Here is a 21,560-nt window from a genome sequence, read left to right as displayed (position 1 = left end):
CAGAATCAGCCGGAGATCTGCTCAAGTTTAGGCACCAGCCGGGATCGCGGGAGCGATACCCTGTGCTAGACGTTTGGCGATCTCGCAAGAGTCCTGGTTCCCAGTCTTGCGTGAGGCCGGGTTGACGATGCTGATCTCGAGGCTGCCGCCTTCCATCTCAACGTTCAGCAGGCAGTGCTCACTCAGGTTCTTCTGGCCGCTGGGGCGATAGGTGATCGCAGCGCGCCCGGCGACCGTCAGCTCCTCGGCCACAGTGAACTCATGGTTCGCGCGCACCATCGCCAGGGTGATGTTGGTGGTATCTATCGTGGCGGAGTATCCGTCGTCGGCCTGAAGCCAAATGCATCCGCGCCACTTTGTGCCACCACGGCCGTCCTTCGTGTCGACCTGCGGCTTGATCAAGTGCTCCGACTGAATAACTGACTGCGGGATGCCCTTACACGCATCGAACCCTGCTGGGACATCCGGCGCGATCGTCGGCGTCGCCGACGCACTCGTCGTCCCGTTCGACCCTCCACCACCGGAGTTACACCCCGACACAAGAGCGACCGCGCCCAAGCCGAGGGCCGCGCCTCGGATTACCTTCCCCCAGCTGGCCATCTCGTCCTCCTGCGCCGGTGCCGTGATGCCCGGGGCCGGACCGGCTCTCCGCCCCCTGCCAAGTTCGTGTCGAACGTACCGGCCGGGTGACCAGCGCGCAAAGGTGGCGGGCCGGTCATTAGAGCTCCACGGCGCCGCCCGGCTCGGGCGCGGGATGCCTCCTCAGTAGACGGTCGAGGAATCGCTCCCGCGCGCTGCCATGTGGCTTCGACCCATCCGACAATGCCATCTGTGGTACCGCGGCCGCGAAGTCCGGGTGGGCACGGATCACCACCGCCGTCCTGTCGACGATCTGCTTCACACGAAGGAACGTCCTCGCCCGGGTGTACGCGAACATGGCCCCGAACAATCCAATCGGAAGCCACCCAGGAAAGAACGCAACTCCCAACGCGACAATTCGGTACCCCATCGACCAAGTAGCGAACAACAGGAACATCAGGACGAAGCCCGCCACCACGATGGTGTGCCCAATCCCGTTGAACCACCGATAATTCCGCAGGCACTTCGAGCACACCGGCCATTCGCCTTCCAGCAAGGTTTCAGCGCCTTCGTCCAGGCGCCGCATCTGCGCCGCGGCCCGAAGCATGCCGACCAGGAGAAACCGGAGGTCACCACCCACTGTCCGCTGCCTCCACCCCTTCCTTGTCCGGCGAAACCGAATGTCATTGGTGCGTCGCTCCACCGCAGACCGACCGTGCGTACTGCAGACATCGGGTAGTGCCTGAGACAACCGGAGTACGACGGCCTCGTCCGGGTCGGCCGCCGCCTCCAGATCCACGTCGAACTCGAGGCGCTGGTGCACCGGCACCACCACCTCGCACTTGTGGCCGAAGAATCTTGTCATCACTCCAGCCACCCACGCTGCCGTCGTTCCTGGAAGTACCGATCGTCGTCATCCGGTTCGTCGGGGATGAACAACTGCTCGCGGTTGGGTTTTCGCGTGCCGCGAATGACATGACCGCCCGCAGGGCTCGGCGAAGCAGGCCCCGGCCGAGGCGGTTCCGGCGGCGGTGTCATCGAGGCGGTCTGCTCGGGCGACTCGTTGCGAAGCCGTTCCAGTTCGGCCCGGCCCTGGGCGGCCAGCCTCTCCCGTTCTTCTTCGGGCATCGAGAAAACCCGATCGAACTGCTGCCTGGGCACTCGATCCAGAATCCTGGCGAATGCATCCGATGTTCCGAACTCCCGCATACCGGTGCGACCGGCGAGCACGTCATCGAGCTGCCTGCGCAGGGCCGGGTCGGTGGTCGCGGATTTGATCACCTGGAGCGACTGCCGCAGTTGGCGCGACACCCCCAGGTCACCCCGTGCGACATCGAAGACGAATTCGGACGGTTGGGCCATGCGAATCACGCTCCAGGGTGGTTGTAGGCCGAATTCGGCAGTGGCGGAAGCTTATCCGGCATGGTCTGGCTCGAGAGCACGTTCAGAGCGCCGATCCCGCCGTAGATGGTCTTATACGTCCGTGTCACCAACGTGATGGCAGCGTCCACCCTCTGGATGATCATGACCACGTAGGTCGCGGATATGGCAGCCTGCGCAGCGGCCGCCGGTCCCCCGACGAGAGTCGCCGCCAGAACCGCTTGGGCGGCCATCGACGCACCCAACAGGAGGCCCCAGTCGGCGATGTCCTGGAGAATGTCGCCGACCAGCCGAGCCAACTCCCGCATACCGGTGCTGATATTCGTCAACTGTCGCTCGATCTCCTCGAGCGGACGGACCTGGAAGTCGAGGGTCGCGGCCAGCTGATTGAAATAGGCTCCAGCCGAGCCCGCCGCCTCACCGTGCCAGGACTGTTCGACCGTATTCCGCCACCCCGCCTGCACCGAGTCCGCGAATGCGGAGTTGAACCGGCTCAGATTGCCCGCCGCCTCGGCGGCCTTGCGTACCGCTTCCCAATCACCCTGCACCTTCTCGGAGGCCCACCCGAAGATGTCGAATCCGATGACTCCCTTGACGATCGTCGAGATGTAGTAGGCAGGCGAGATGAAATTACCGCCCGCGAAGAACGGGATGACCCCCGGCATCGGGTCCTCGGCCCGAGGCGCAGTCAGCGTCTCCTCGGGGCGCGTCATCGCCGCACCCCCGGGTAGGTGGCGTCCAGCCGTGCCGCCGACGCGCGGTCGGTGGTCCGGTACATCTGGGCTGCCTTGCCGAGTTCTGTCGCCGAGCTTTCGGCCAAGGTCCGCAGATGGTTGTAGTTGTCCTCCAGGTTCTGCCGCATCTGGTCGACGATCCGCTTCACCTCTACGTAGATCCCTGTCTCCGCGGCACTGACGTCGAACCACTTCGTCGCATGTCCCGACGCCGCCGCTGCTTGACCGGCAAGGTCGCGGAATGCTCCCGCGAGCTTGTCCAGGTCGTCGGGTTCGACTCGAAACTCTTCAGCCATCGGATTCCTCGCTGCTCCCCTGCTCTACGTCGGATCCAGACTCCCTCCTGTCTCATTGGACGCGGCGACCCGGGCGACGGTTCCATCCCCAGCGCAGATCATGGCAGCAGTGCCATGGAACGGTGGAACCCCAGGTAGCCAAAGTACCTGGGGTTCCGGCGGTTTCGTGCGGATATGGCCGTTCAGGAGCGATCGAACTCCCCGTCGGCCAACTTCGCCGTGAAGGCGTCCCAGTCGGCCGGTGCGAAGACCAAAGCCGAGCCGGACCGGTCCTTTGAGTCCCTTACTCCGACCATGCCCTCACTCAGGTGCGCGACCTCCACGCATGCATGAGCATCCTTACTGCGGCTCGACTTGAACCAGTGCGCCCCGGATAGGTCGATGCTCACCCTTCGTACTCCCTCGCGATCTGAGTTATGAGTTCCCTGGAATCAATCTCATCCAATGCCACGCGACGGACGCCCGCAAGGCCATAACGGTACTGCCGGATCTCCGACTCTCGCTCCAGGTAGAGCGCACCCGTGTGTCCCTCCACGTAGACCACCGGAGGCTCCGAAAGGTAGGGGCTCGGATGCTCAGGAAACTCCATCAGCACAAAGCCTCCCATCTGCAGGCCGATATGCATCCCCCTGCTGATGGGCACCACTCGAATCGACACGTTCGGCAACTGTCCCACATCGAGCAGATGCCGGGCTTGACGTCCCATCACGGCAGGACCACCGACCGGGTAGCGCAAGACGGCCTCGCCCAGCAGAGCGTGCAGAGTGAAGTTCTCTCGATCTTCCTGGAGCCGCGCCTGCCGTCGCATCATCAACTCCACGTTGCGTTCGACCTCGGTCGGGCTGGCCTGCGGTTGCAGTGCCCAGACTCCGGCACGTCGGTAGTCTACGGTCTGGAGCAGACCCGGCATCAGCGTGTGCTGGAAAGTGGTCAGTTCACGGGCGAACTCCTCGAGACCGATGAACAGAGCGAAGACATCCGGAATGACATCCTCATACGGTTGCCACCAGTTCGTCTTCTCGGCTTGCTCCACCAGTCCGACCAGGTTCATGGTTTCCTCCGACGCAGCTCCGTACAACTGGCACAGCGCCTGCACATAAACCTCTTTCAGCTGTGGCCCCCGCTGTCCCGTCTCGATGCGCCAGAGGGTCTGCGCCGACACGCGGATGGTCTGAGCCGCGACTTTCGGTGGTACGCCCGCCCCCTCACGAAGCCGCTTCAGAGCGCGGCCCAACATCCTGCGTGGAAGCGTGGAACCCGGTGTATCAAGGGACATTTCCTTAGCCTCGCTATCGGACGATGTCAAAATGGAATCGGATTGCTGCTCGGTCTGGAATTTTGAAAGAAACTCGACCCACCCACGCTCGGAAATCTTCCAGACCGCCCGCTGAGAGCGTACTACTTGAAACACCCCGATAGCCGGGAAGTTCCGACCGCTTCTTACCGAATCCCTGTGCCCCTGCGACGGTTCCGGCCCCGGCTATCGGGTTCACCAAACACGCACCTACTCCAGGGGGTTGCAGCATGTACGGCCTTCCCGTGACCGATCACAGCAAATTGCCGGTAATGACAATTGAATATGCACACGCGATCATGCAGATACACCAGGACTGCGCCGCAGCGTCCTGTCCGGTCAAGGCGCAGGCCAAGAACAGGCTCATCGAAGCCGGAAAGCTGGTACCCGCCGACGTCCCGCACATGGGGTACTGACATGGGACCGGCGGTCAATCCTCTGCTGCACTCCTACCCCGGTCACGCGATGCCACCGGCCCAGATGCATCAGGAGATCAACAGCGGCCTGCACGCCGATTGCACGCTGCACACCTGCGACATGTTGCGCGCCTGCTGGACCCAACTGATCGATATGGGCCACCTGCACCCCAACGATTCACCCGACGACTGTCCCATGTGCGCCGAACAGCGTGCCGCGCAATCGGATCCCTGCCAATGAATTCAGAACACCGGATAAGCCACAGCTCCCTGGGTGTCCTCCGCCGCCTCGGGAGAGGTGATATCCAGCGCGAGCCAGGAGATCTCGCCACCGCGAAGCATGGCGGTGGCCATGTAGTCGGTTCGATAGGTGCGGTTGCCGGCGCGGAGGACCAGATGGCCCTCGACATAGATCAGCGAATGGTTCGGAGATTCCAGTCGCCGACGCCGGAGCACGCGCAGATCCGGAAGTCCGATCGCATCGATACCCGATTCCGCAATCGCCTGCCGCAGCTCCTCGCGCCCCGCCGTGACAACCGGGAAACCGGGTAGCGGCAGCGGTATCGCCGCCACGGCGTCCGCGGCGAACAGGGCGACGAATCCGTCGGCATCCCGCACCGACCGCCACTCGAGGGGTTTTTCTCCCGCGGTTCTCCCAGCCGTCATCACGCACTCCGTTCGTAACTACCCAGCCAAGGCGATCCAGAGAACCCATAGTGACTCAGCAATCAAGCAGCCACCAGCGGCTCAGATGACAATTTCCAGCAAGATCATGACAATGACGGTGCCCCCCGCCATTGATCGTTCACCGAGCAACTGTGCTGGCATCGCCCGAGAGGCCACCTGCCTCAGTGCTCGCTCGAGGGAGTTCTTGCCGTGGGCTGGTGGCTGTAGTAGCGTCCAGACAGGTGTCCATCTGGGATGGATGCGGTACTGCGGAAGGGATTTCCGATGACTCTGGTCAAGCCGCGGCAGGTCTCCGGGGGCGAGCATGGGCACGGGCATCTGGAGGAGTTCCGCACTGATCCCATCGGGCTGATGCGGCGGGTGCGTGCCGAATGCGGGGATGTGGGGGCGTTTCGGTTGGCGGACAAGGATGTGATTCTGCTGTCCGGGGCCGAGGCCAACGAATTCTTCTTCCGCGCCTCCGATGCCGAGCTCGATCAGAGCGCGGCCTACCCGTTCATGAAGCCGATCTTCGGTGAGGGTGTGGTGTTCGATGCTCCGCCGGAGCGCCGCAAGGAGATGCTGCACAATCAGGCGCTGCGCGGGGAGCATATGCGCGGGCATGCGGAAACCATTGCGCACGAAGTAGATCGGATGTTGGCGCGGTGGGGCGATGAGGGCGAGATCGACCTGCTCGAATTCTTCGCCGAACTGACGATCTACACGTCCTCGGCCTGTCTGATCGGGGTGAAGTTCCGCAACGAGCTCGACGAACGGTTCGCGCACCTCTACCACGAGCTCGAACGCGGCACCGACGCCCTGTGTTACGTCGATCCGTACGCCCCCATCGACAGCTTCCGCCGTCGCGACGAGGCCCGCGCTCAGCTGGTCGGGCTGGTGCAAGCCATCATGGATCGCAGGCTCGCGAATCCTCCTGTGGGCAAAGAGGATCGGGACATGCTCGACGTGCTGGTCTCCATCCGCGACGAGGACGGCACCCCGCGCTTCTCGGCCAGTGAGATCACCGGCATCTTCATCTCCATGATGTTCGCCGGGCATCACACCACCTCGGGCACTGCGGCGTGGACGGTGATCGAATTGCTCCGGCACCCCGACGTTCTCGCCCGGGTCGTTGCGGAACTGGATGAGCTCTACGCCGACGGCAAGGACGTGAGTTTCCATGCGCTGCGCCAGATTCCGCAGCTGGAGTCGGTGGTGAAGGAGGCGCTACGGCTGCATCCGCCGCTGATCATCCTCATGCGGGTCGCCCGCGACGAATTCGAGGTGTGCGGAAATCTCATTACCCCGGGGGCCTTGGTGGCCACCACCCCGGCGGTGTCCAATCGCCTGCCGGAGGACTTTCCCGATCCCGACGCCTTCGATCCGGGTCGTTACCTCGACCCCCGCCAGGAGGATCTGGTCAACCGCTGGACCTGGATCCCCTTCGGCGCGGGCCGCCACCGCTGCGTCGGCGCGGCGTTCGCGCTCATGCAGCTCAAGGCGATCTTCTCGATTCTGTTGCGGGACTGGGAATTCGAGATGGCGCAGCCGTCCGACAGCTACCGCAACGACCACTCCAAGATGGTGGTCCAATTGCAGCAGCCGTGCGCGGTGCGGTACCGGCGGCGACGTTAGAGGACGGACTCGATCGCGGAGACGACCGCCGGGTCCTCGGGCTCGGTGCGCGGACGGAAGCGGGCGACGACCTTGCCGTCGCGGTCGACCAGGAACTTCTCGAAGTTCCACTGGATATCACCGGCGGCGCCCTCGGCGTCGGGGGTCTGCACCAGCTCCTCATACAGCGGGTGCCGGCCCTCGCCGTTGACCTCGACCTTCTCCAGCAGCGGGAAGTCCACACCGTAGGTGGTCGAGCAGAACTGCTCGATCTCCTCCGCGGTGCCGGGCTCCTGGCCCATGAATTGATTGCACGGCACTCCGATCACGCTGAATCCGCGCGGGCCGTAGGTCTGCTGCAACTTCACCAAACCGGTGTACTGCGGCGTGAGGCCGCACTTGGAGGCCACGTTGACCACCAGCGCCGCCTTGTCGCCGATCAGGTCGCCCAGGGTGGTGGGTTCGTCGGAGAGGGTCCGCACGGGAATGTCACGAATAGTCACAAGGCCCGATGATAGGGCGTCCGCCTCTCCGACGCCCCTGTACGAATGTCCGGGAAGCTGGTCACGAATAGGCGACCTGCCAGTGTTTGATGCCGTGGATCCAGCCCGACCGCAGGCGCTCCGGCTCGGCGACTTGCCGCAGGTGGGGCATGGTTTCGGCGATCGCGTTGAACATCAGGTCGATCTCCAGCCGCGCCAGATTCGCCCCTACGCAGTAGTGCGGGCCGGTGCCGCCGAATCCCAGGTGCGGATTCGGATCGCGCAGGATGTCGAAGGTGAACGGCTCGTCGAAGGCGGTCTCGTCGAAGTTGGCCGAACTGTAGAACATTCCGAGCCGTTGACCGGCCCCGATATGCTGCCCGCCCAGTTCGACGTCCTCGGTCGCGGTGCGCTGGAACACCGTCACCGGTGTGGCCCACCGCACGATCTCGTCCGCGGCGGTGCGCGGGCGCTGCTCACGGAACAGCTCCCACTGCTCGGGATGATCGACGAAGGCCTTCATGCCGTGGGTGATGGCGTTGCGGGTGGTCTCGTTGCCCGCGACGGTCAGCAGGATCACGAAGAAGCCGAACTCGTCCGAACCCAGCGCCTCGCCATCGATATCGGCGGTGACGAGCTGGCTGACAATATCGCCGAGCGGATCGGCACGCCGCTGCTCGGCCATATTCCAGGCGTAGCCGAGGATTTCGGCGGTGGCGGCGTTGGAGTCGCCGTACTCGGGGTCGTGGTAGCTGAGCATCTCGTTGGACCAGGCGAACAGCTTGAACCTGTCTTCCTGTGGCACGCCGATCAATTCGGCGATCGCCTGCAGCGGCAGCTCGCACGCCACCTGCTGGACGAAGTCGCCGCCGCCGGATTTCTTGGCGGCGTGCACGATTCGTTCCGCGCGGTCGGTCAGGGCGGCCCGCAGGCTCTCGACCGCCCGCGGTGTGAAGCCCTTGGAGATGATGCGGCGGATCTTGGTGTGCTTGGGCGGGTCCATATTCACCAGGATCGCGCCGGTGAGCTCCAGTTGTTCGGGCGTGGTGTCGCCGGGCAGCCGGATGATCGCGCCCTTGCGTTGGGAGGAGTACAGCTCCGGGTGCCGGGAGATCTCCTTGATGTCCTCGTGACGGCTCACCACCCAGTAGCCGCCGTCGAAGAAGGGTGCGGATTGCTCGTCGGTCTGGGTGTTCCACCACACCGGGGCGGTGCGGCGCAGGGCGGCGAACTCCTCGACCGGCCTTCGCGTGGCCCACAGGCCGGGGTCGCTGAAGTCGAATCCGGCCGGAATCCCGGGATCGGCTGCCGCTGGAACAGACACGGTTCCTCCTTGCGGCCGCATCGTCGCGGCGCTGCAGAAATGTAACGAGTTCTACATCGATTGAATCACGAACAGGCAGGTAGCTACAGGAAAATCGAGTACCTGTTGCAGTAGCGCTCAGCGGCACTTGGTATTGACACCTGCACAAAATTTAGAACTTGTTCTACAGTGAATCCGGGCGCCCTCCGGCCCCCAGCCCAGCCGCCTGCCGCACGAACCGGATCGAGGATGAGGTAACCGAACATGACCGACTCTCCGCGCGCCTTTGCATCGGGGCAAGGGCCCGCCACCGAGGCCGATTACATCGTCGTCGGCGCAGGCAGCGCCGGTGCCACCGTCGCGGGACGGCTCGTCGAGCACGGCGCGAGCGTCATCCTGCTCGAGGCGGGCCGCAAGGACAACACCCGGCTGGTGACGGTCCCCGGCATGATCACGATGGTGCACACGGTGCCGCAGCTGAAGAAGCGGGTCACCTGGAAGCAGTTCTCGGTGCCGCAGAAGCACGCCAACGATCGGCTGATCCCGATGACCCGCGGCAAGGTGCTGGGCGGCTCCAGCTCGGTCAACGGGATGCTGTTCGTGCGGGGCAACCGGGCCAACTTCGACTCCTGGGCCGCCGAGGGCTGCACCGGCTGGGGCTACGACGACGTGCTGCCCGCTTACAAGCGGCTGGAGAACTGGGAGGGCGGGGCCAGCGAATTGCGCGGCGCGGGTGGGCCGATCGAGGTGACCCGGCAGCGCGAGCTGACCCCGATCGCCCAGCAGTTCATGGAGGCGGCCGCAGATACCCTCGGAGTGCCCGAGATCGCCGATTACAACGGTGAATCCCAGGAGGGCATCAGCATTTTCCAGCAGAGTGTGCGAGATGGGTTGCGGTACAGCTCTTCTCGTGGCTTCATCACCAATCGGCCGAATTCGGGGCTGCGGGTGGTGACCGGTGCGCACGTGGCCCGCATCGTGGTGGAGAACGGCCGGGCGACGGGTGTGGAGATCATCGAGAAGTCGGGGCGGCGCATCATTCGTGCCGGTAAAGAGGTCGTGGTGTCGGCCGGGGTGATCGGTTCGGCGCAGCTGCTCATGCTGTCGGGGATCGGTCCGGCCGGGCAGCTGCGGGAGCTGGGGATCGATGTGCACACCGATCTTCCGGTCGGCCAGAACCTGCACGACCACCTGTTCGTGCCGATGACCTTTCTGTCGAAAAAGGCTGTGCACCGGGGTATTCCGTCGCATTTCGCGGCCGGGCTCATGCGGGAGCTGGCGCGGCCGGGCAGTTCCTGGTTCGGGCGGACCGTGTTCGAGGCGGTCGGGTTCGTGAAAACATCGTTCGCCCAAGGAATTCCGGATATGCAGATTCACACTCTGCCGTGGAACTATCCGGTGCCCAATCAGGACGAGGACAAACTGCATATGGTCGATCGGCGGGCGGGGCTGACGATCTTCCCGACTCTGATCTATCCGAAGAGTCGCGGTGAGCTGCGCCTGGCGTCGGCCGATCCGCTCGAGGCGCCGCTGATCGATCCGGGTTATCTGTCCGAGCCGGCCGATACCGAATTCCTGGTCGAGGGTATTCGGATGATTCGAGAAGTCATGGCCGACAAGTCGATTGCCGGGGATGTCACCGAGGAGTTCACCCCGGGGCCTGCCTACCGGGACGAGACCGCGCTGCGGCGCGAGCTCCCCAATCGCGTGCACTCGGTTTATCATCCGGTCGGCACCTGCCGGATGGGCGTGGACGAGCGGGCCGTGGTGGACCCGCAGCTGCGGGTGCGTGGCATCGAGGGTCTGCGCGTGGCCGATGCCTCGATCATGCCGAGCATCACCGGCGGCAACACCAATGCGCCGTGCTACATGATCGGCGAGAAGTGCGCCGAATTGATCACGGGCGCGGTGTCGTAAGGCGGGAGCGGCGGAATGCGCTGAGCACCAGGATGATTGCGGTGACAGCCCACGCGGCGAGGGCGATCCAGGCCTCGTCGCGGCCGAAGGCGACCATCCAGTGTTCGCCGAGGACTCCGCCGAGTTCCTTGGTGCCCACGCCGTACATGCCCAGGGGGAAGACGATGCTCCACAGGGCGGGTTCGTAGTCCAGCGTGACGTGCTGGATCAGATGTCGCCAGACTCCGGCGGCGAGCAGCAGCGGGATCAGCCAGCTGCCGAAGGCCCACAGGGTGAGTGCGGCGCCCGCGATGAACGGGCGCAGTTGAGTGATCAGTGTGGTCGCGTCGTGGGCCAGCAGCTGCGCGGCCGCCAGGACGCTGATGGCTGTCGCGCCCATGAAGATCCAGTACGGCGGAACGAGTTTCGCGGCGGTCAGCGGCCCTCCGAACAGGGTGCCGAGCACCAGCGCCGCCACCACGCCGTACAAGACGATGCCGACCGACCAGCACAGCAGCGCCGGCACGGCGAGCCGTCGTCCCCACGGTTCGGGCAGTGCGGTGGCGGCCACCGCGAGGGACTGGGTGCCCACCACCCACAGAAACCAGGTGCCGTCGGCACCGGTCACCGCCGTGCGCGGAGCGTGGTGCACCATCAGCGCCGCAGGGATTAGGTAGCACAGCGGTAGCCACGCCATCGCGGCCACCGCAAGCAAGATCAGGGCCGCCGTGGACCACCCATGTTTGGCCGCACCGGCCGACAACACCGCCGCCGCAGCCACGAAGGTGAGAAAGGTGAACCCTGTGGCGGGGTTTCGCGCATCGGCAACCACGCTGCCCCAGTACAGCACCACGCGCAACAGGGCCCCGACAACGAGCGCCGCGAACGCAACAATCTCCACTCCCAGCAACACATCCCCACCCCACCCCCACCCGGCCCCGCTCACCGCCCGCGCCACAATCCCCGTCGCCATCACCGCCGCAAACCACCCCGGCTTCAGCCTCTGCACGGCCGCCACCCATTTGCTGCCCACACGCGCCAGTCTCGCACCGCCCCCACCCACCCCCACGCAACGACGCACCCCGCACCCCGCACCGAGGCCACCGCCGCACTGGCCTTCGGCGCACCCGCCCGCAGCCGCACCCCTTCTTGCTACTTGCACCCTCTACAACGGGTGCGAACGTCAGCAAAGGGTGCGGCTGGGACAACGGCGCGGCATCACAGCGCCAGCCACACACCACCACTGCGCGTCCCCACTCAACGCGCGCCTCGCACCGGCCCGCAGGCGCACCCCGCACAAACCGTGCACCTCGCAGCGAGGCCACCACCGCACGGGTCTTCGGCGCCCCCGACCCACAGCCGCACTCCTTGTTGCCCTTTGCACCCGTTGCAGGGGGTGCGAAGACCAACAAAGGGTGCGGCTGGGAACTACGGCGGGGCATCACAGCGCAGCCACACACCACTACTGCGCGCCTGCACCCAACGCGCGCAACGGACCGGCCCATAGGCGCACCCCTTGTTGCCTGTTGCACCCCCTACAGCGGGTGCTAATGCCGACGAGGGGTGCGGCTGGAACAAAGGTGGGGCGTTGCGCGTTGGAGAGGGTGGCGCTACCGTAGGCGTTGTCTTCGGCTTGTGGATGCAGGTGGACTTGGTCCCGCCCACAAGGTCTTCATTTTCCCGGTGGTCCGGGTGGTAGTGCAATCACCGCGAACGACCGGGGCGTCATCCGCAGCTTCTGCTGCAGTCGCGGCCATTCGCCGTACCCATGAACAGTTATTCAGGAGAAATATCATGACCCACAACACAATTCGTTCCGACGGCAGCGCCGTGGACTCGACCGCACCGGTGAGCGGAATCCTCGACATCACCGAGCATCGCGGGGCGCTGCGCACCGACGGCTATCTGCCCGGACCGCGCGACGCCCATGTGCCGAACCGCCTGATCCGCGAATTCGGCTTGCGGCGGGGCGATGCCGTCACCGGCACTGTCGGGCCGAAACGCGAGGGTGCCAAACTGGCGCCGCTGGTCCACATCGACAGCGTCAACGGGTTGCCGCCCGACCAGGCCCGGTCACGGCCGGACTTCGAGAAACTCATCCCCATCTATCCCCAGGATCGTCTCCGTCTGGAGACCGAGCCGCACGAGATGATCACGCGCACAACCGATTTGGTCATGCCTATCGGTAAGGGACAGCGCGCGCTGATCGTCGCACCGCCCAAGGCGGGCAAAACCTCTGTCCTGCAGTCGATCGCGCACGGTATCGCCAAGAACCATCCCGAATGCCAGCTGATGCTGGTGCTGGTCGGTGAGCGCCCGGAGGAGGTCACCGACCTGTCCCGCGCGGTGCCCGCCGATATCGCCGCCGCCACCTTCGACCGGCCGCCGCGTGAGCACGTCGCGGTCGCGGAGCTGGCGATCGAACATGCCAAACGCCTGGTCGAAACCGGTCGCGACGTGGTGGTGCTGCTGGATTCGCTGACCCGCCTGGCGCGCGCCTACAACCTGGCCACCCCGGCATCCGGCCGCGTGCTGTCCGGCGGTGTGGACGCCGCCGCGCTGGCCCCGCCGAAGAAATTCCTCGGTGCCGCCCGCAATATCGAGGGCGGCGGATCGCTCACCATCATCGCCTCCGCACTGGTCGAAACCGGTTCCGTCGCCGACACGGTGATCTTCGAGGAATACAAGGGCACCGGTAACGCGGAGCTGAAACTCGACCGCCACGTCGCCGATCGCCGCATCTTCCCGGCCGTCGACATCGACCGATCCGGGACCCGCCGCGACGACCTGTTGCTGACCCCCGGCGAACTCACCGCCATCCAGTCGCTGCGCCGCACCCTGGCCGGGCGCGAACCGCAGCACGCGATCGAACTCCTGCTGACCGGCCTGCGGCAGACCGAGACCAACGCCGAATTCCTCACCCAGATCCGCACCGCCGCCCGCTGACCCGGTGGCGACAGCAAACTTCCTGGTAAACCGGCCGGTACGGCCGTGTCCGATTCTTCCCGATACTCTGGGTCCGTGGAAGGCGCCGGGTGGGCCGGGCCGACCTGGCTCGATCTGGAGGTTTTCGTGGAACTGCCGGTGCACAACAGGACCGGAGGAGGCACCGAACCATCCGGTGATTGCAGGCCAAAAACCCGCACCGCAGCGGCCGCGAACGAGAAGCAACTATGACTGCGCGGGAGGAGATGCTGCGCCGCGTGCGCGACGCCCTCAAGGCACTGCCCGATGACGAACGCACGGTCACGCTCCCGCGGCACTACCGCAGTCACGCGCCCGAAGATCGGCCCGCGATCGTCGAAATGTTTGCCGAACGCCTGCGCGAATCCGGTGCCCGCGTGGTCCGCGCGTCCACCAGGCAGATCCCGGCCATCGTCACCGAGGCATTGAACGACCACGCCATCGACTCGGTGGTGGCGCCGGAGGGCCTGCCCCTCGAATGGCTCACCGCCTGGGCCGAATCCGACGGGCATCGAGTGGTCACCGATCACCCCCTGGTGGCGGCCGACGAACCCGACGCCGTGGTCACCGGCTGTGCCGGCGCGGTCGCCGACTCCGCCACCATCGTCCTGGACGGCGGACCCGGCCAGGGCCGTGCCGCGACCCTGGCCGCCGGTTGCCACATCTGCATCGTGCGCGCCGAACAGATCGACGCCACCCTTCCGGACGTCCTCGACAAGCTGGATCCGCAGCGGCCCATCACCTGGTTCCGCGGCCCGACGGCCACCGCCGACACCGACGCCGTCCCGGTGCCGACCGGGCAGGGCCCGCGCCGCCTGGTCGTCGTCATCGTCGAGTGAACGTCCGTAAACCTGTTCCTACCTGCACCTTCGGCGATCACAAGGGCTCTTTAAGCCCCTGGCAAGCCCGCCCCGGCATCGTTTCTCTCGCACCGGTTGCCCCACAAGGCACCGGAAGCCCACCACCGGGGGTGGGACAAGGGTGTGGCTCGTCGACGAGGGGTGGCGGGCCACACCCGCCTCACCGGTCGTGCTCCTGCCGCGAGAGGGGGCGGCAGGATCACATCCGGCGGGTGGGGCGTGGCCGTTGTGACGCTGTGATCTTGGTCTTCGGCGCGGCGCGCCATCTCGAGGAATGATGGTGGTAACGGCGTCAAGGAGAGTGGGAGCGACCATGGACACCGTAGTCGTCTTCGTATTGGCCTGCCTGCTTTATTGGTGGGGCCTGCTGTAAAACGACGCGCTGTCGGGCGACTCGTACTACACTATGTAGTAGTAATGGCAATCGCACTCGATCGGAGTTGCCATGGTCGACTCGACAGCGCAGCCGCGCCAATCCTCCCTCTCCACCGCCACTGTGCTGCAATCGGTCGCCGTGGTGTTCGCGGTCGCGCTCGCCGTCCACGGCGCCGACCATCTGCGGCGCGGCATGAACACCATCTCGATGCTGGTCATGACGCTCGGCGCCATCCAGGCCGTGCTGGCGATCGCCACCATCGTGCTGATCTTCGTTCATCACCGATGGGCTCCGCAGGCGGCCATCGCGGTCGGTTTCGCCAGTGCCGCCGGATTCATCGTCGTCCATCTGCTTCCGGACTGGTTCGGCCCACTCAGCGACAGCTTCATCAATCCCCCGGCCTCGGCTCGCGTCACCGGATTCTCCTGGTTCGCAGCAATTTTCGAGATCGTGGCCGACCTCGCGATCGGCATCGCGGCGCTGCGGGCTCGTCGCAGTTGGTGAATACGGCTGTGCCCCGGCCCGTTTCGGGGCCGGGGCACACCGACTCGGCGAAACTCAGCGCACCTCGATCAATTCGTCGGTGTCGGACGAATCCTGCTCGGCCGAAACCGGTTCGGCATTGCGCATCAGCAGGAAGGCCACCACCGATGCGACGAGGGCACCTGCCGCGCCGACCGCGAAGGCCGCCGACATGCCGGAGGTGAAGGCCTCGCGAGCCGCGGCGATGATTCCGGCATCGCCGGTGCCGAATGCGCCCGCGATGGACTCCCGGGCGGCCCGTGTTACCCCGTCCGGCATCTCGTCGGTGTAGGTGCCCGCGAGGATCGCGCCGAGCACCGCCACTCCCAGCGCGCCGCCGGTCTGCTGCAAGGTGTCGTTGAGCGCCGAGCCGACACCGGCGTGCTCGCCCGGCACGGCGCTCATCAGGGTGGCGATCGCGGCGGGCATGGCCAGACCGGCTCCGGCGCCCAGCAGCGCCATGGCCAGGGCGGGCAACCAGAAGCCGGTGCCCGCGTCGAGCACGGCCAGGACCCCGAAACCGGCGGCCACGACCACCAGGCCGACGATGGCGACGGCACGCGCCCCGACCTTGCCCATCAGGGTTGCCCCCAGGGCGTTGAAGGCCAGCAGCGTCACCGCCATAGGCGTGAAGGCCAGGGCCGTGCGCATCGGCGAGTAACCGAGCACGAACTGCAGATACTGGGTGAGCACCAGCACCAGACCACCGTTGGCGAAGGTCACCAGGACCAGCGAGAAGCTGGAACCGGTGAAGACCCGATTGCGGAACAGCTGCAGCGGAACCATCGGCGAGTCGGTGCTGAGTTCCCGAATCACGAAGCCGCCCAGGGCGATTACTGCGACAGCGGCACCGGCCAGGGTGGTCGAGTCGGTCCAGCCGTGCATCGGCACCGAGATGATGGCCCACACCAGTGCCGTGACACCCACGACCGACAGCAGGGTGCCGAGGTAATCGGGCTTGCGCCACGGCCCCTTGGACTCCGGCATCAACGTCATGGCGGCGATGACCGCGATCACCACGACCGGCACGTTCAGCACGAACACCGAACCCCACCAGAAGTGGTCGAGCAGCACACCGCCGAGCACCGGACCGCCGACCATGCCGACGGTGGCCACCGCACTCCATGAGGCGATCGCCTTGGGCCGCTCGGCATCGTCGAACACGGTGATCAGGATCGACAGCGTGCTCGGCATGATCAGCACACCGCCGATGCCCATCACGACGCGCCCGGCGATGAGCATTTCCGGACTGTTCGCATACGCCGCCAGCAAGGACGCCGCCCCGAACAACACCAGGCCGATCACCATCACCAGCCGCCGGCCGAATCGGTCGGAGAGGCTGCCCGAGGTGAGCAGCAGCCCGGCGAACACCAGCAGATACGAGTCGATGATCCATGGCACCTGTTGAGCGTCGGCCTGCAGATCGGTCGCGATCTGCGGGATCGCCACGGTCAGCACCATGTTGTCGATCACCAGCACCAACGAGCTGAGGCACAGCACTATCAGGATCAGCCAGCGGCGCGGATTGCGCGCGACCCCGGTTTCGATCTTGTCCATGGGAAGCCTTTCGAATCTCCGTTCCGCACACCGTGCGGGCTTGCCGAACACCGTACGGTTATCGCACAGCGTGCGCAATAGAAACGTTGTTCGCGATACCGAACACTGTGCGCCAAGTGCGCTATGCTGGACCTCGAACAGGAGAGGAGTCGCGATGGCCGCGAAGACGCAGGGCATATCCACGGTGTGGTCCCGTCCGCAGCGACAACGGCGGGAGACTCCGGCGCTGAGCCGGGACTTGATCGTGGCCGAGGCGATCGAACTACTGGATACCGAGGGCCTCGACGCGTTGAGCATGCGTCGGCTCGGCACCAAGCTCAACGCCGGAGCCACCTCGCTGTACACCCATGTGGCCAACAAGGAAGAGCTGATCGAGCTGGCCGTCGACAAGGTGCTGGGCGACGTGCCGATTCCGGACCCGGACCCACAGAACTGGCGGGACACGGTGCTCATCGGGTTGCACGGCGTGCGCGAGACCATCTTGCGGCACCCGTGGATGACAGTGGTGATGAGCACCTCGGCGCTGAACATGCTGGGGCCCAACATGATGCGCCTGTCCGAGTCGATGCTGGAGATCCTCGAATCCGCAGGATTCGACGACGACACTGTTGACCTGGCCGCCAACGCGCTCTTCTCCCACGCGGTCGGCACCGCCGGAAGCGAGGCGACGATCCTGATGACCGCCGCGCGCAGCGGCCTCAGCGAGCAGGAATGGGTAGACCAATTCATGGCCGCGGCCGAGGAGGCCGCTCGGCCCTACCCGCGTATGCACAAGCGCCACGTCGAGTACCGCGGCAGGGATTCGGCACAATTTCGCGACGAGGCCTTCGACCGCGAAATCGGCCTGATCATGGACGGCCTGGAGTTGCGCCTGCGCACCGCCGAAAAGCGTTGATCCGCAGGGATTCCGGCTGACAACACAAAAGGCCCGCACCGGAAATCGGTGCGGGCCTTTGTATCTCGAATCTACTTACCGTTTCCGTTGAGGGCCGAGCGCACACCCTCCTCGATGCGCTTGCCGATCTCCGGGTCGATGTTCTTCCAGTACTCGAACACCCGGCTCAGCACCGGCTCCTGCACGCCGCCCAGCACGTGGCCGACGACATTGCCCACCAGGCGGTCGCGCTGCTCGTCGTCGAGGACCTCGCGGACCAGGGTGCCGGGCTGGGCCCAGTCGCTGTCCTCCGGATGCTGAATGTAGCCCGCGCGCACCATCTCCGGCTCGAAGCCGCCCCACGTCGCCTCGTCGGGAGCCTTCGACGGATCGGCGTGCGGGCCGCCGTAGGAGTTCGGCGCGTACACCGGCACGTCGGGCGCGTTGAAGTCGTACCGCATCGCGCCCTCCTTGGAGTAGGTGTTCACCTCCGCGGCGCGGGCCCGGTTCGGCGGCAGCTGTGCATAGTTGGTGCCGATCCGGTAGCGGTGCGCGTCGGCGTAGGCGAACACCCGGCCCAGCAGCATCTTGTCCGGCGAGAAGCCAATGCCCGGAACGACATTCGAGGGCTCGAAGGCGGCCTGCTCGATCTCGACGAAGTAGTTCCGCGGGTTGCGGTTGAGCGTCCAGCGGCCGACCTCGATCAGCGGGTAGTCCTTCTTCGACCACACCTTGGTCAGATCGAAGGGGTTGAACCGGTAGGTCGCCGCCTCGGCGACCGGCATCACCTGCACGTACAGGGTCCAGCTCGGGTAGTCGCCGCGTTCGATGGCGTCCAACAGATCCCGGCGGTGGTAGTCGGCGTCCGCTCCGGCGATGCGATCCGCCTCGGCCTGGGTCAGGAACTGGTGGCCCTGATCGGTCCGGAAGTGATACTTCACCCAGAACCGCTCGCCCTGGGCGTTGACCCACTGGTAGGTGTGCGACCCGTAGCCGTTCATATGGCGGTAGGTCTTCGGGATGCCGCGGTCGCCCATCAGCCAGGTCACCTGATGCGCGGTCTCCGGGCGCAGCGTCCAGAAGTCCCACTGCATGTTGTGGTCGCGAAGTCCGTTGCCCGGCAAGCGCTTCTGCGAGCGAATGAAGTCGGGAAACTTGATCGGATCCTTGATGAAGAAGACCGGCGTGTTGTTGCCGACGAGGTCGTAGTTGCCGTCCTCGGTGTAGAACTTCACCGCGAAGCCGCGCGGATCGCGCCAGGTGTCGGGGCTGCCCTGCTCACCGGCGACGGTGGAGAACCGCACCAGCGACTCGGTGCGCGCGCCCGGCTGGAACAGCTTGGCCTTGGTGTAGCGGCTCACGTCGTTGGTGACGACCAATTCGCCGTACGCGCCGGCGCCCTTGGCGTGCACGATGCGCTCGGGCACCCGCTCCCGGTTGAACTGGGCGAGCTTCTCGATCAGGTAGTGGTCGTGCAGCAGGATCGGGCCCTCGGTGCCCGCGGTCAGCGATTCGTTGTCGCTGGCGACCGGGGTGCCGGTATTGGTGGTGGTCGGCTTGGTCATTCGTCGCCTCCTTGGGCTCAGCAATCCCGGCGGGCTCGCGGCCGGGACCCGGGTATGGGCTGCCCGGGTGGGATGGGATATCGACCGTCAGGAGTTGTCGAGCGTCCGACGGCAGTCTGGGCACAGCCCCCAATAGACGACCTCGGCCTCATCGATCGCGAAGCCGTGCGCATCCGACGGATCGAGGCAGGGAGCCTGGCCCACGGCACAGTCCACGTCGACGACCGTGCCGCAGTTCCTGCACACCAGGTGGTGATGGTTGTCGCCGGTGCGGGCCTCGTACAGCGCGGCCGAACCGGCGGGTTCGATCCTCCGGAGCAGTCCGGCATTCACACAGGCGCGCAGCACGTCGTAGACGGCCTGTGTAGATACCGAACCCAACTGCCCGCGGACCGTGGCGGCCACTCGATCGGCGTCCGAATGCGGTTGTTCCACAACAGCATCCAGCACCGCGACCCGCGGGGCGGTAACCCGCAGACCGGCCGCGCGCAGTCGCTCGCGCGGATCGAAGCCTTCGGTGTGCATGACCCCAGTCTCCTCCTTTTCTGGAATAAGTCAAGAAAAGACCGATCGTAATGTTTGTGCCCGAGCTCACGGGCACCCGCGGGCTCAGCGGAACTTCTTGGTGCGCATGTAGGCGGCCAGCTCGTCGTAGGCGCCGTCGGCGTTGGCGAACTCCACGACATTGCGGGCGGACTCGAACCATGCGCCGGTGCTGGGCTTGATCCCGGCCAGGGCGGTCTCGATATCGGCCATGCCGACCGGGCGCACGGTGCCGGTGCGGATCGAATCGGCCATCGCCAGCTGGGTGGCGGAGGTGGCGATGTGGGCCAGGTCGGCGCCGGAGAAGCCGTCGGTGCGCTTGGCGATCCTGCCCAGATCGATCCCGGCGATGGGGCGGTCCTTCAGGTGGTGTCGCAGGATCGCCCTGCGTGCGTCGGCGTCCGGCAGTGTCACCAGGATCATCCGGTCGAACCGGCCGGGCCGGCGCAGCGCGATGTCGATATCCCAGGGATGGTTGGTGGCGCCGAGGATGTAGACGCCCTCGTTGTCGCCCGTGGCCGAATCCATCTCGGTGAGCAGCTGATTCACCACCGTGCGCATCGCCGCCGAACCCGACATCCGGCTGCGCTTGTGTCCCAGCGCGTCCACCTCGTCGATGAACAGCACACAGGGCGTGTTCTGCCGCGCGACCTCGAAGATCTGGTGCAGATTGCGTTCGCTGGCACCGATGTGGATGTCGAGGATGTCGGCGATCTCGATCGGATAGAAGTTGGCGCCCAGCTCTCCCGCGACCGCGGCGGCGATGAACGTCTTGCCGCAACCGGGCGGCCCGTACAGCAGCAGGCCACCGCGGGCGCTGGTGCCGAAGGCCCGGGCCAGTTCCGGATTGCGCAGCGGGCCCAGCAGCGACAGCTCGAGCTGATGCTTGACGTTCTCCATGCCGCCGACATCGGCGAGGGCCACCTTCGGCCGTTCGATCAGGCCCACGTCGCCCTCGGCGTACGCGGTCGCCCGGCCCTCGTCGATGAAGGCGGGGGCGATGATGTCGCCCATCTCGCGTTCGGCGGCGGCCCAGTCGAAGCCCGGCCGCGGCTGCTCCTCCGGCGGCTGCGGATCGGGCGGGGGCGCGGCGGGTGCGGGGCCCGCCGGCGCGCCCGCGGCCAGCGCTGTCGTGCACTGCTGCAGCAGCGCCAGGACCTCCGGACTGCCCGGATGTTGTCCGAGCGCCGTCGCGCAGTGGGCGAGCGCGTCGGAGTAGCGGCCACGCTCGGCCAGCAACTCGATCAGGCGTACCCGCAGCGGCAGGAGACCCGGGTTGCGGTCGACCATGGTGAGCATTTCGGTCAGGACCGGATCGTCGGTCATCGTCTCCCCCCTCGCACAGCACATCGTTCCCCGCATGCTAGGCGGTGGCACCGATGGCGAACCAGCCGATTCCGCGAGTTGTGCACATCACATGGCCGGTGGCGGAATAGATTCCGCGGCGCAGGGCGTTGATCCACACTGCCGACGCCGGGACAGCCCCGGGCCGCACCCTTCGTCGCTACGAGCGACCACTCGAAATGTTCTCCGTAGCATGGGTAACCATGCAGGTAGAGCGACTAGCTGGAATCTATGCCCGAATCTCCGAAGATGACGCCGGAGATGCGGCCGGTGTCGAGCGCCAGGTGAGCGACTG

General features: G+C 65.9%; 22 protein-coding genes and 1 pseudogene. 8 read left to right on the top strand and 15 right to left on the bottom strand.

Annotated features, from left to right (window positions below; genetic code table 11):
- Nucleotides 1-27: 27 nt before the first annotated feature.
- The 7 genes from IU452_RS35890 to IU452_RS35860 all read right to left on the bottom strand — a co-directional run bounded on the left by IU452_RS35890 (nucleotide 28) and on the right by IU452_RS35860 (nucleotide 4,400).
- Entirely contained in the window at nucleotides 28-600 is a 573-nt protein-coding gene (locus IU452_RS35890; protein WP_195113721.1) for a DUF3558 domain-containing protein, read from the bottom strand.
- A gap of 118 nt (nucleotides 601-718) precedes the next feature.
- Nucleotides 719-1,414, bottom strand: coding sequence for a hypothetical protein (locus IU452_RS35885; RefSeq protein WP_195113720.1), 696 nt, complete (start codon nucleotides 1,412-1,414; stop codon nucleotides 719-721).
- A 29-nt stretch (nucleotides 1,415-1,443) separates the two neighbouring features.
- Nucleotides 1,444-1,941 (bottom strand): hypothetical protein, encoded by a 498-nt coding sequence (locus tag IU452_RS35880; RefSeq protein ID WP_195113719.1) that lies wholly within the window; start codon nucleotides 1,939-1,941, stop codon nucleotides 1,444-1,446.
- Between the two features lie 5 nt (nucleotides 1,942-1,946).
- Nucleotides 1,947-2,672 carry a WXG100 family type VII secretion target gene (locus tag IU452_RS35875; protein ID WP_195113718.1) on the bottom strand — a complete coding sequence of 242 codons (726 nt, stop codon included), beginning with the start codon at nucleotides 2,670-2,672 and terminating at the stop codon, nucleotides 1,947-1,949.
- Entirely contained in the window at nucleotides 2,669-2,989 is a 321-nt protein-coding gene (locus IU452_RS35870) for a type VII secretion target (protein ID WP_195113717.1), read from the bottom strand. Before IU452_RS35870 ends, IU452_RS35875 begins: the two co-directional genes overlap by 4 nt.
- A gap of 182 nt (nucleotides 2,990-3,171) precedes the next feature.
- Nucleotides 3,172-3,378, bottom strand: a complete 207-nt coding sequence (locus IU452_RS35865; RefSeq protein WP_195113716.1) for a DUF397 domain-containing protein — start codon at nucleotides 3,376-3,378, stop codon at nucleotides 3,172-3,174.
- Nucleotides 3,375-4,400 carry a helix-turn-helix transcriptional regulator gene (locus IU452_RS35860; RefSeq protein WP_324193018.1) on the bottom strand — a complete coding sequence of 342 codons (1,026 nt, stop codon included), beginning with the start codon at nucleotides 4,398-4,400 and terminating at the stop codon, nucleotides 3,375-3,377. The genes IU452_RS35865 and IU452_RS35860 overlap by 4 nt, the downstream gene beginning before the upstream one ends.
- A 155-nt stretch (nucleotides 4,401-4,555) precedes the next feature.
- Here IU452_RS35860 and IU452_RS35855 point away from each other — a divergent pair, with 155 nt between their 5' ends.
- Nucleotides 4,556-4,699 (top strand): hypothetical protein, encoded by a 144-nt coding sequence (locus tag IU452_RS35855; protein ID WP_228819332.1) that lies wholly within the window; start codon nucleotides 4,556-4,558, stop codon nucleotides 4,697-4,699.
- Nucleotide 4,700: 1 nt separating this feature from the next.
- Nucleotides 4,701-4,940: a hypothetical protein gene (locus tag IU452_RS35850; RefSeq protein ID WP_195113714.1), complete on the top strand. Its 240-nt coding sequence runs from the start codon at nucleotides 4,701-4,703 to the stop codon at nucleotides 4,938-4,940.
- A 2-nt stretch (nucleotides 4,941-4,942) separates the two neighbouring features.
- Here the strand turns inward: IU452_RS35850 and IU452_RS35845 are convergent, their stop codons facing one another.
- The gene (locus IU452_RS35845; protein WP_195113713.1) at nucleotides 4,943-5,365 is read right to left on the bottom strand and encodes a nuclear transport factor 2 family protein; all 423 of its coding nucleotides are present in this window, start codon (nucleotides 5,363-5,365) and stop codon (nucleotides 4,943-4,945) included.
- 285 nt (nucleotides 5,366-5,650) lie between these two features.
- Between IU452_RS35845 and IU452_RS35840 the strand changes: the two genes are divergently transcribed.
- Complete coding sequence (locus tag IU452_RS35840; RefSeq protein ID WP_195113712.1) at nucleotides 5,651-7,000, top strand: cytochrome P450; 1,350 nt, start codon at nucleotides 5,651-5,653, stop codon at nucleotides 6,998-7,000.
- Here IU452_RS35840 and IU452_RS35835 read toward each other — a convergent pair.
- Entirely contained in the window at nucleotides 6,997-7,482 is a 486-nt protein-coding gene (locus IU452_RS35835) for a glutathione peroxidase (protein WP_195113711.1), read from the bottom strand. The two genes, IU452_RS35840 and IU452_RS35835, sit on opposite strands and share 4 nt — an antisense overlap.
- Before the next feature lie 61 nt (nucleotides 7,483-7,543).
- On the bottom strand, nucleotides 7,544-8,785 hold the full coding sequence (locus tag IU452_RS35830; protein ID WP_324193017.1) for a cytochrome P450: 1,242 nt from the start codon (nucleotides 8,783-8,785) through the stop codon (nucleotides 7,544-7,546).
- A gap of 243 nt (nucleotides 8,786-9,028) precedes the next feature.
- Between IU452_RS35830 and IU452_RS35825 the strand changes: the two genes are divergently transcribed.
- Nucleotides 9,029-10,681, top strand: coding sequence for a GMC family oxidoreductase (locus tag IU452_RS35825; protein ID WP_195113709.1), 1,653 nt, complete (start codon nucleotides 9,029-9,031; stop codon nucleotides 10,679-10,681).
- Here IU452_RS35825 and IU452_RS35820 read toward each other — a convergent pair.
- Nucleotides 10,662-11,693 carry a tellurite resistance/C4-dicarboxylate transporter family protein gene (locus IU452_RS35820; RefSeq protein WP_195113708.1) on the bottom strand — a complete coding sequence of 344 codons (1,032 nt, stop codon included), beginning with the start codon at nucleotides 11,691-11,693 and terminating at the stop codon, nucleotides 10,662-10,664. The genes IU452_RS35825 and IU452_RS35820 overlap by 20 nt on opposite strands.
- A 725-nt stretch (nucleotides 11,694-12,418) precedes the next feature.
- On the opposite strand from IU452_RS35820, the pseudogene IU452_RS35815 reads away from it, so the two are divergent.
- From IU452_RS35815 to IU452_RS35805, 3 genes and pseudogenes are all read left to right on the top strand, one after another.
- Nucleotides 12,419-13,606, top strand: a pseudogene (locus tag IU452_RS35815) (transcription termination factor Rho, short form); the annotation flags it as partial.
- 227 nt (nucleotides 13,607-13,833) lie between these two features.
- Nucleotides 13,834-14,463: a LutC/YkgG family protein gene (locus IU452_RS35810; RefSeq protein WP_195113706.1), complete on the top strand. Its 630-nt coding sequence runs from the start codon at nucleotides 13,834-13,836 to the stop codon at nucleotides 14,461-14,463.
- Nucleotides 14,464-14,929: 466 nt separating this feature from the next.
- Nucleotides 14,930-15,364, top strand: a complete 435-nt coding sequence (locus tag IU452_RS35805) for a hypothetical protein (RefSeq protein ID WP_228819331.1) — start codon at nucleotides 14,930-14,932, stop codon at nucleotides 15,362-15,364.
- 54 nt (nucleotides 15,365-15,418) lie between these two features.
- Here the strand turns inward: IU452_RS35805 and IU452_RS35800 are convergent, their stop codons facing one another.
- A complete protein-coding gene (locus IU452_RS35800) occupies nucleotides 15,419-16,939 on the bottom strand; it encodes an MFS transporter (protein WP_195113705.1) in 1,521 nt (506 codons plus the stop codon).
- A 154-nt stretch (nucleotides 16,940-17,093) separates the two neighbouring features.
- Here IU452_RS35800 and IU452_RS35795 point away from each other — a divergent pair, with 154 nt between their 5' ends.
- Entirely contained in the window at nucleotides 17,094-17,834 is a 741-nt protein-coding gene (locus IU452_RS35795; protein WP_195113704.1) for a TetR/AcrR family transcriptional regulator, read from the top strand.
- 71 nt (nucleotides 17,835-17,905) lie between these two features.
- On the opposite strand, the gene IU452_RS35790 is transcribed toward IU452_RS35795, so the two are convergent.
- The 3 genes from IU452_RS35790 to IU452_RS35780 form a co-directional block, all read right to left on the bottom strand.
- Nucleotides 17,906-19,378 carry a catalase gene (locus IU452_RS35790; RefSeq protein ID WP_195113703.1) on the bottom strand — a complete coding sequence of 491 codons (1,473 nt, stop codon included), beginning with the start codon at nucleotides 19,376-19,378 and terminating at the stop codon, nucleotides 17,906-17,908.
- Between the two features lie 87 nt (nucleotides 19,379-19,465).
- Nucleotides 19,466-19,903: a Fur family transcriptional regulator gene (locus IU452_RS35785; RefSeq protein ID WP_195113702.1), complete on the bottom strand. Its 438-nt coding sequence runs from the start codon at nucleotides 19,901-19,903 to the stop codon at nucleotides 19,466-19,468.
- Nucleotides 19,904-19,987: 84 nt separating this feature from the next.
- Nucleotides 19,988-21,247 carry an AAA family ATPase gene (locus IU452_RS35780; protein WP_195113701.1) on the bottom strand — a complete coding sequence of 420 codons (1,260 nt, stop codon included), beginning with the start codon at nucleotides 21,245-21,247 and terminating at the stop codon, nucleotides 19,988-19,990.
- Between the last annotated feature and the right edge of the window lie 313 nt (nucleotides 21,248-21,560).

This window comes from Nocardia transvalensis, assembly GCF_015477765.1.
GTDB lineage: Bacteria > Actinomycetota > Actinomycetes > Mycobacteriales > Mycobacteriaceae > Nocardia > Nocardia transvalensis_A.
Note: the sequence above shows the minus strand (reverse complement) of the source record. Positions and strands in the feature narration are given on the sequence as shown.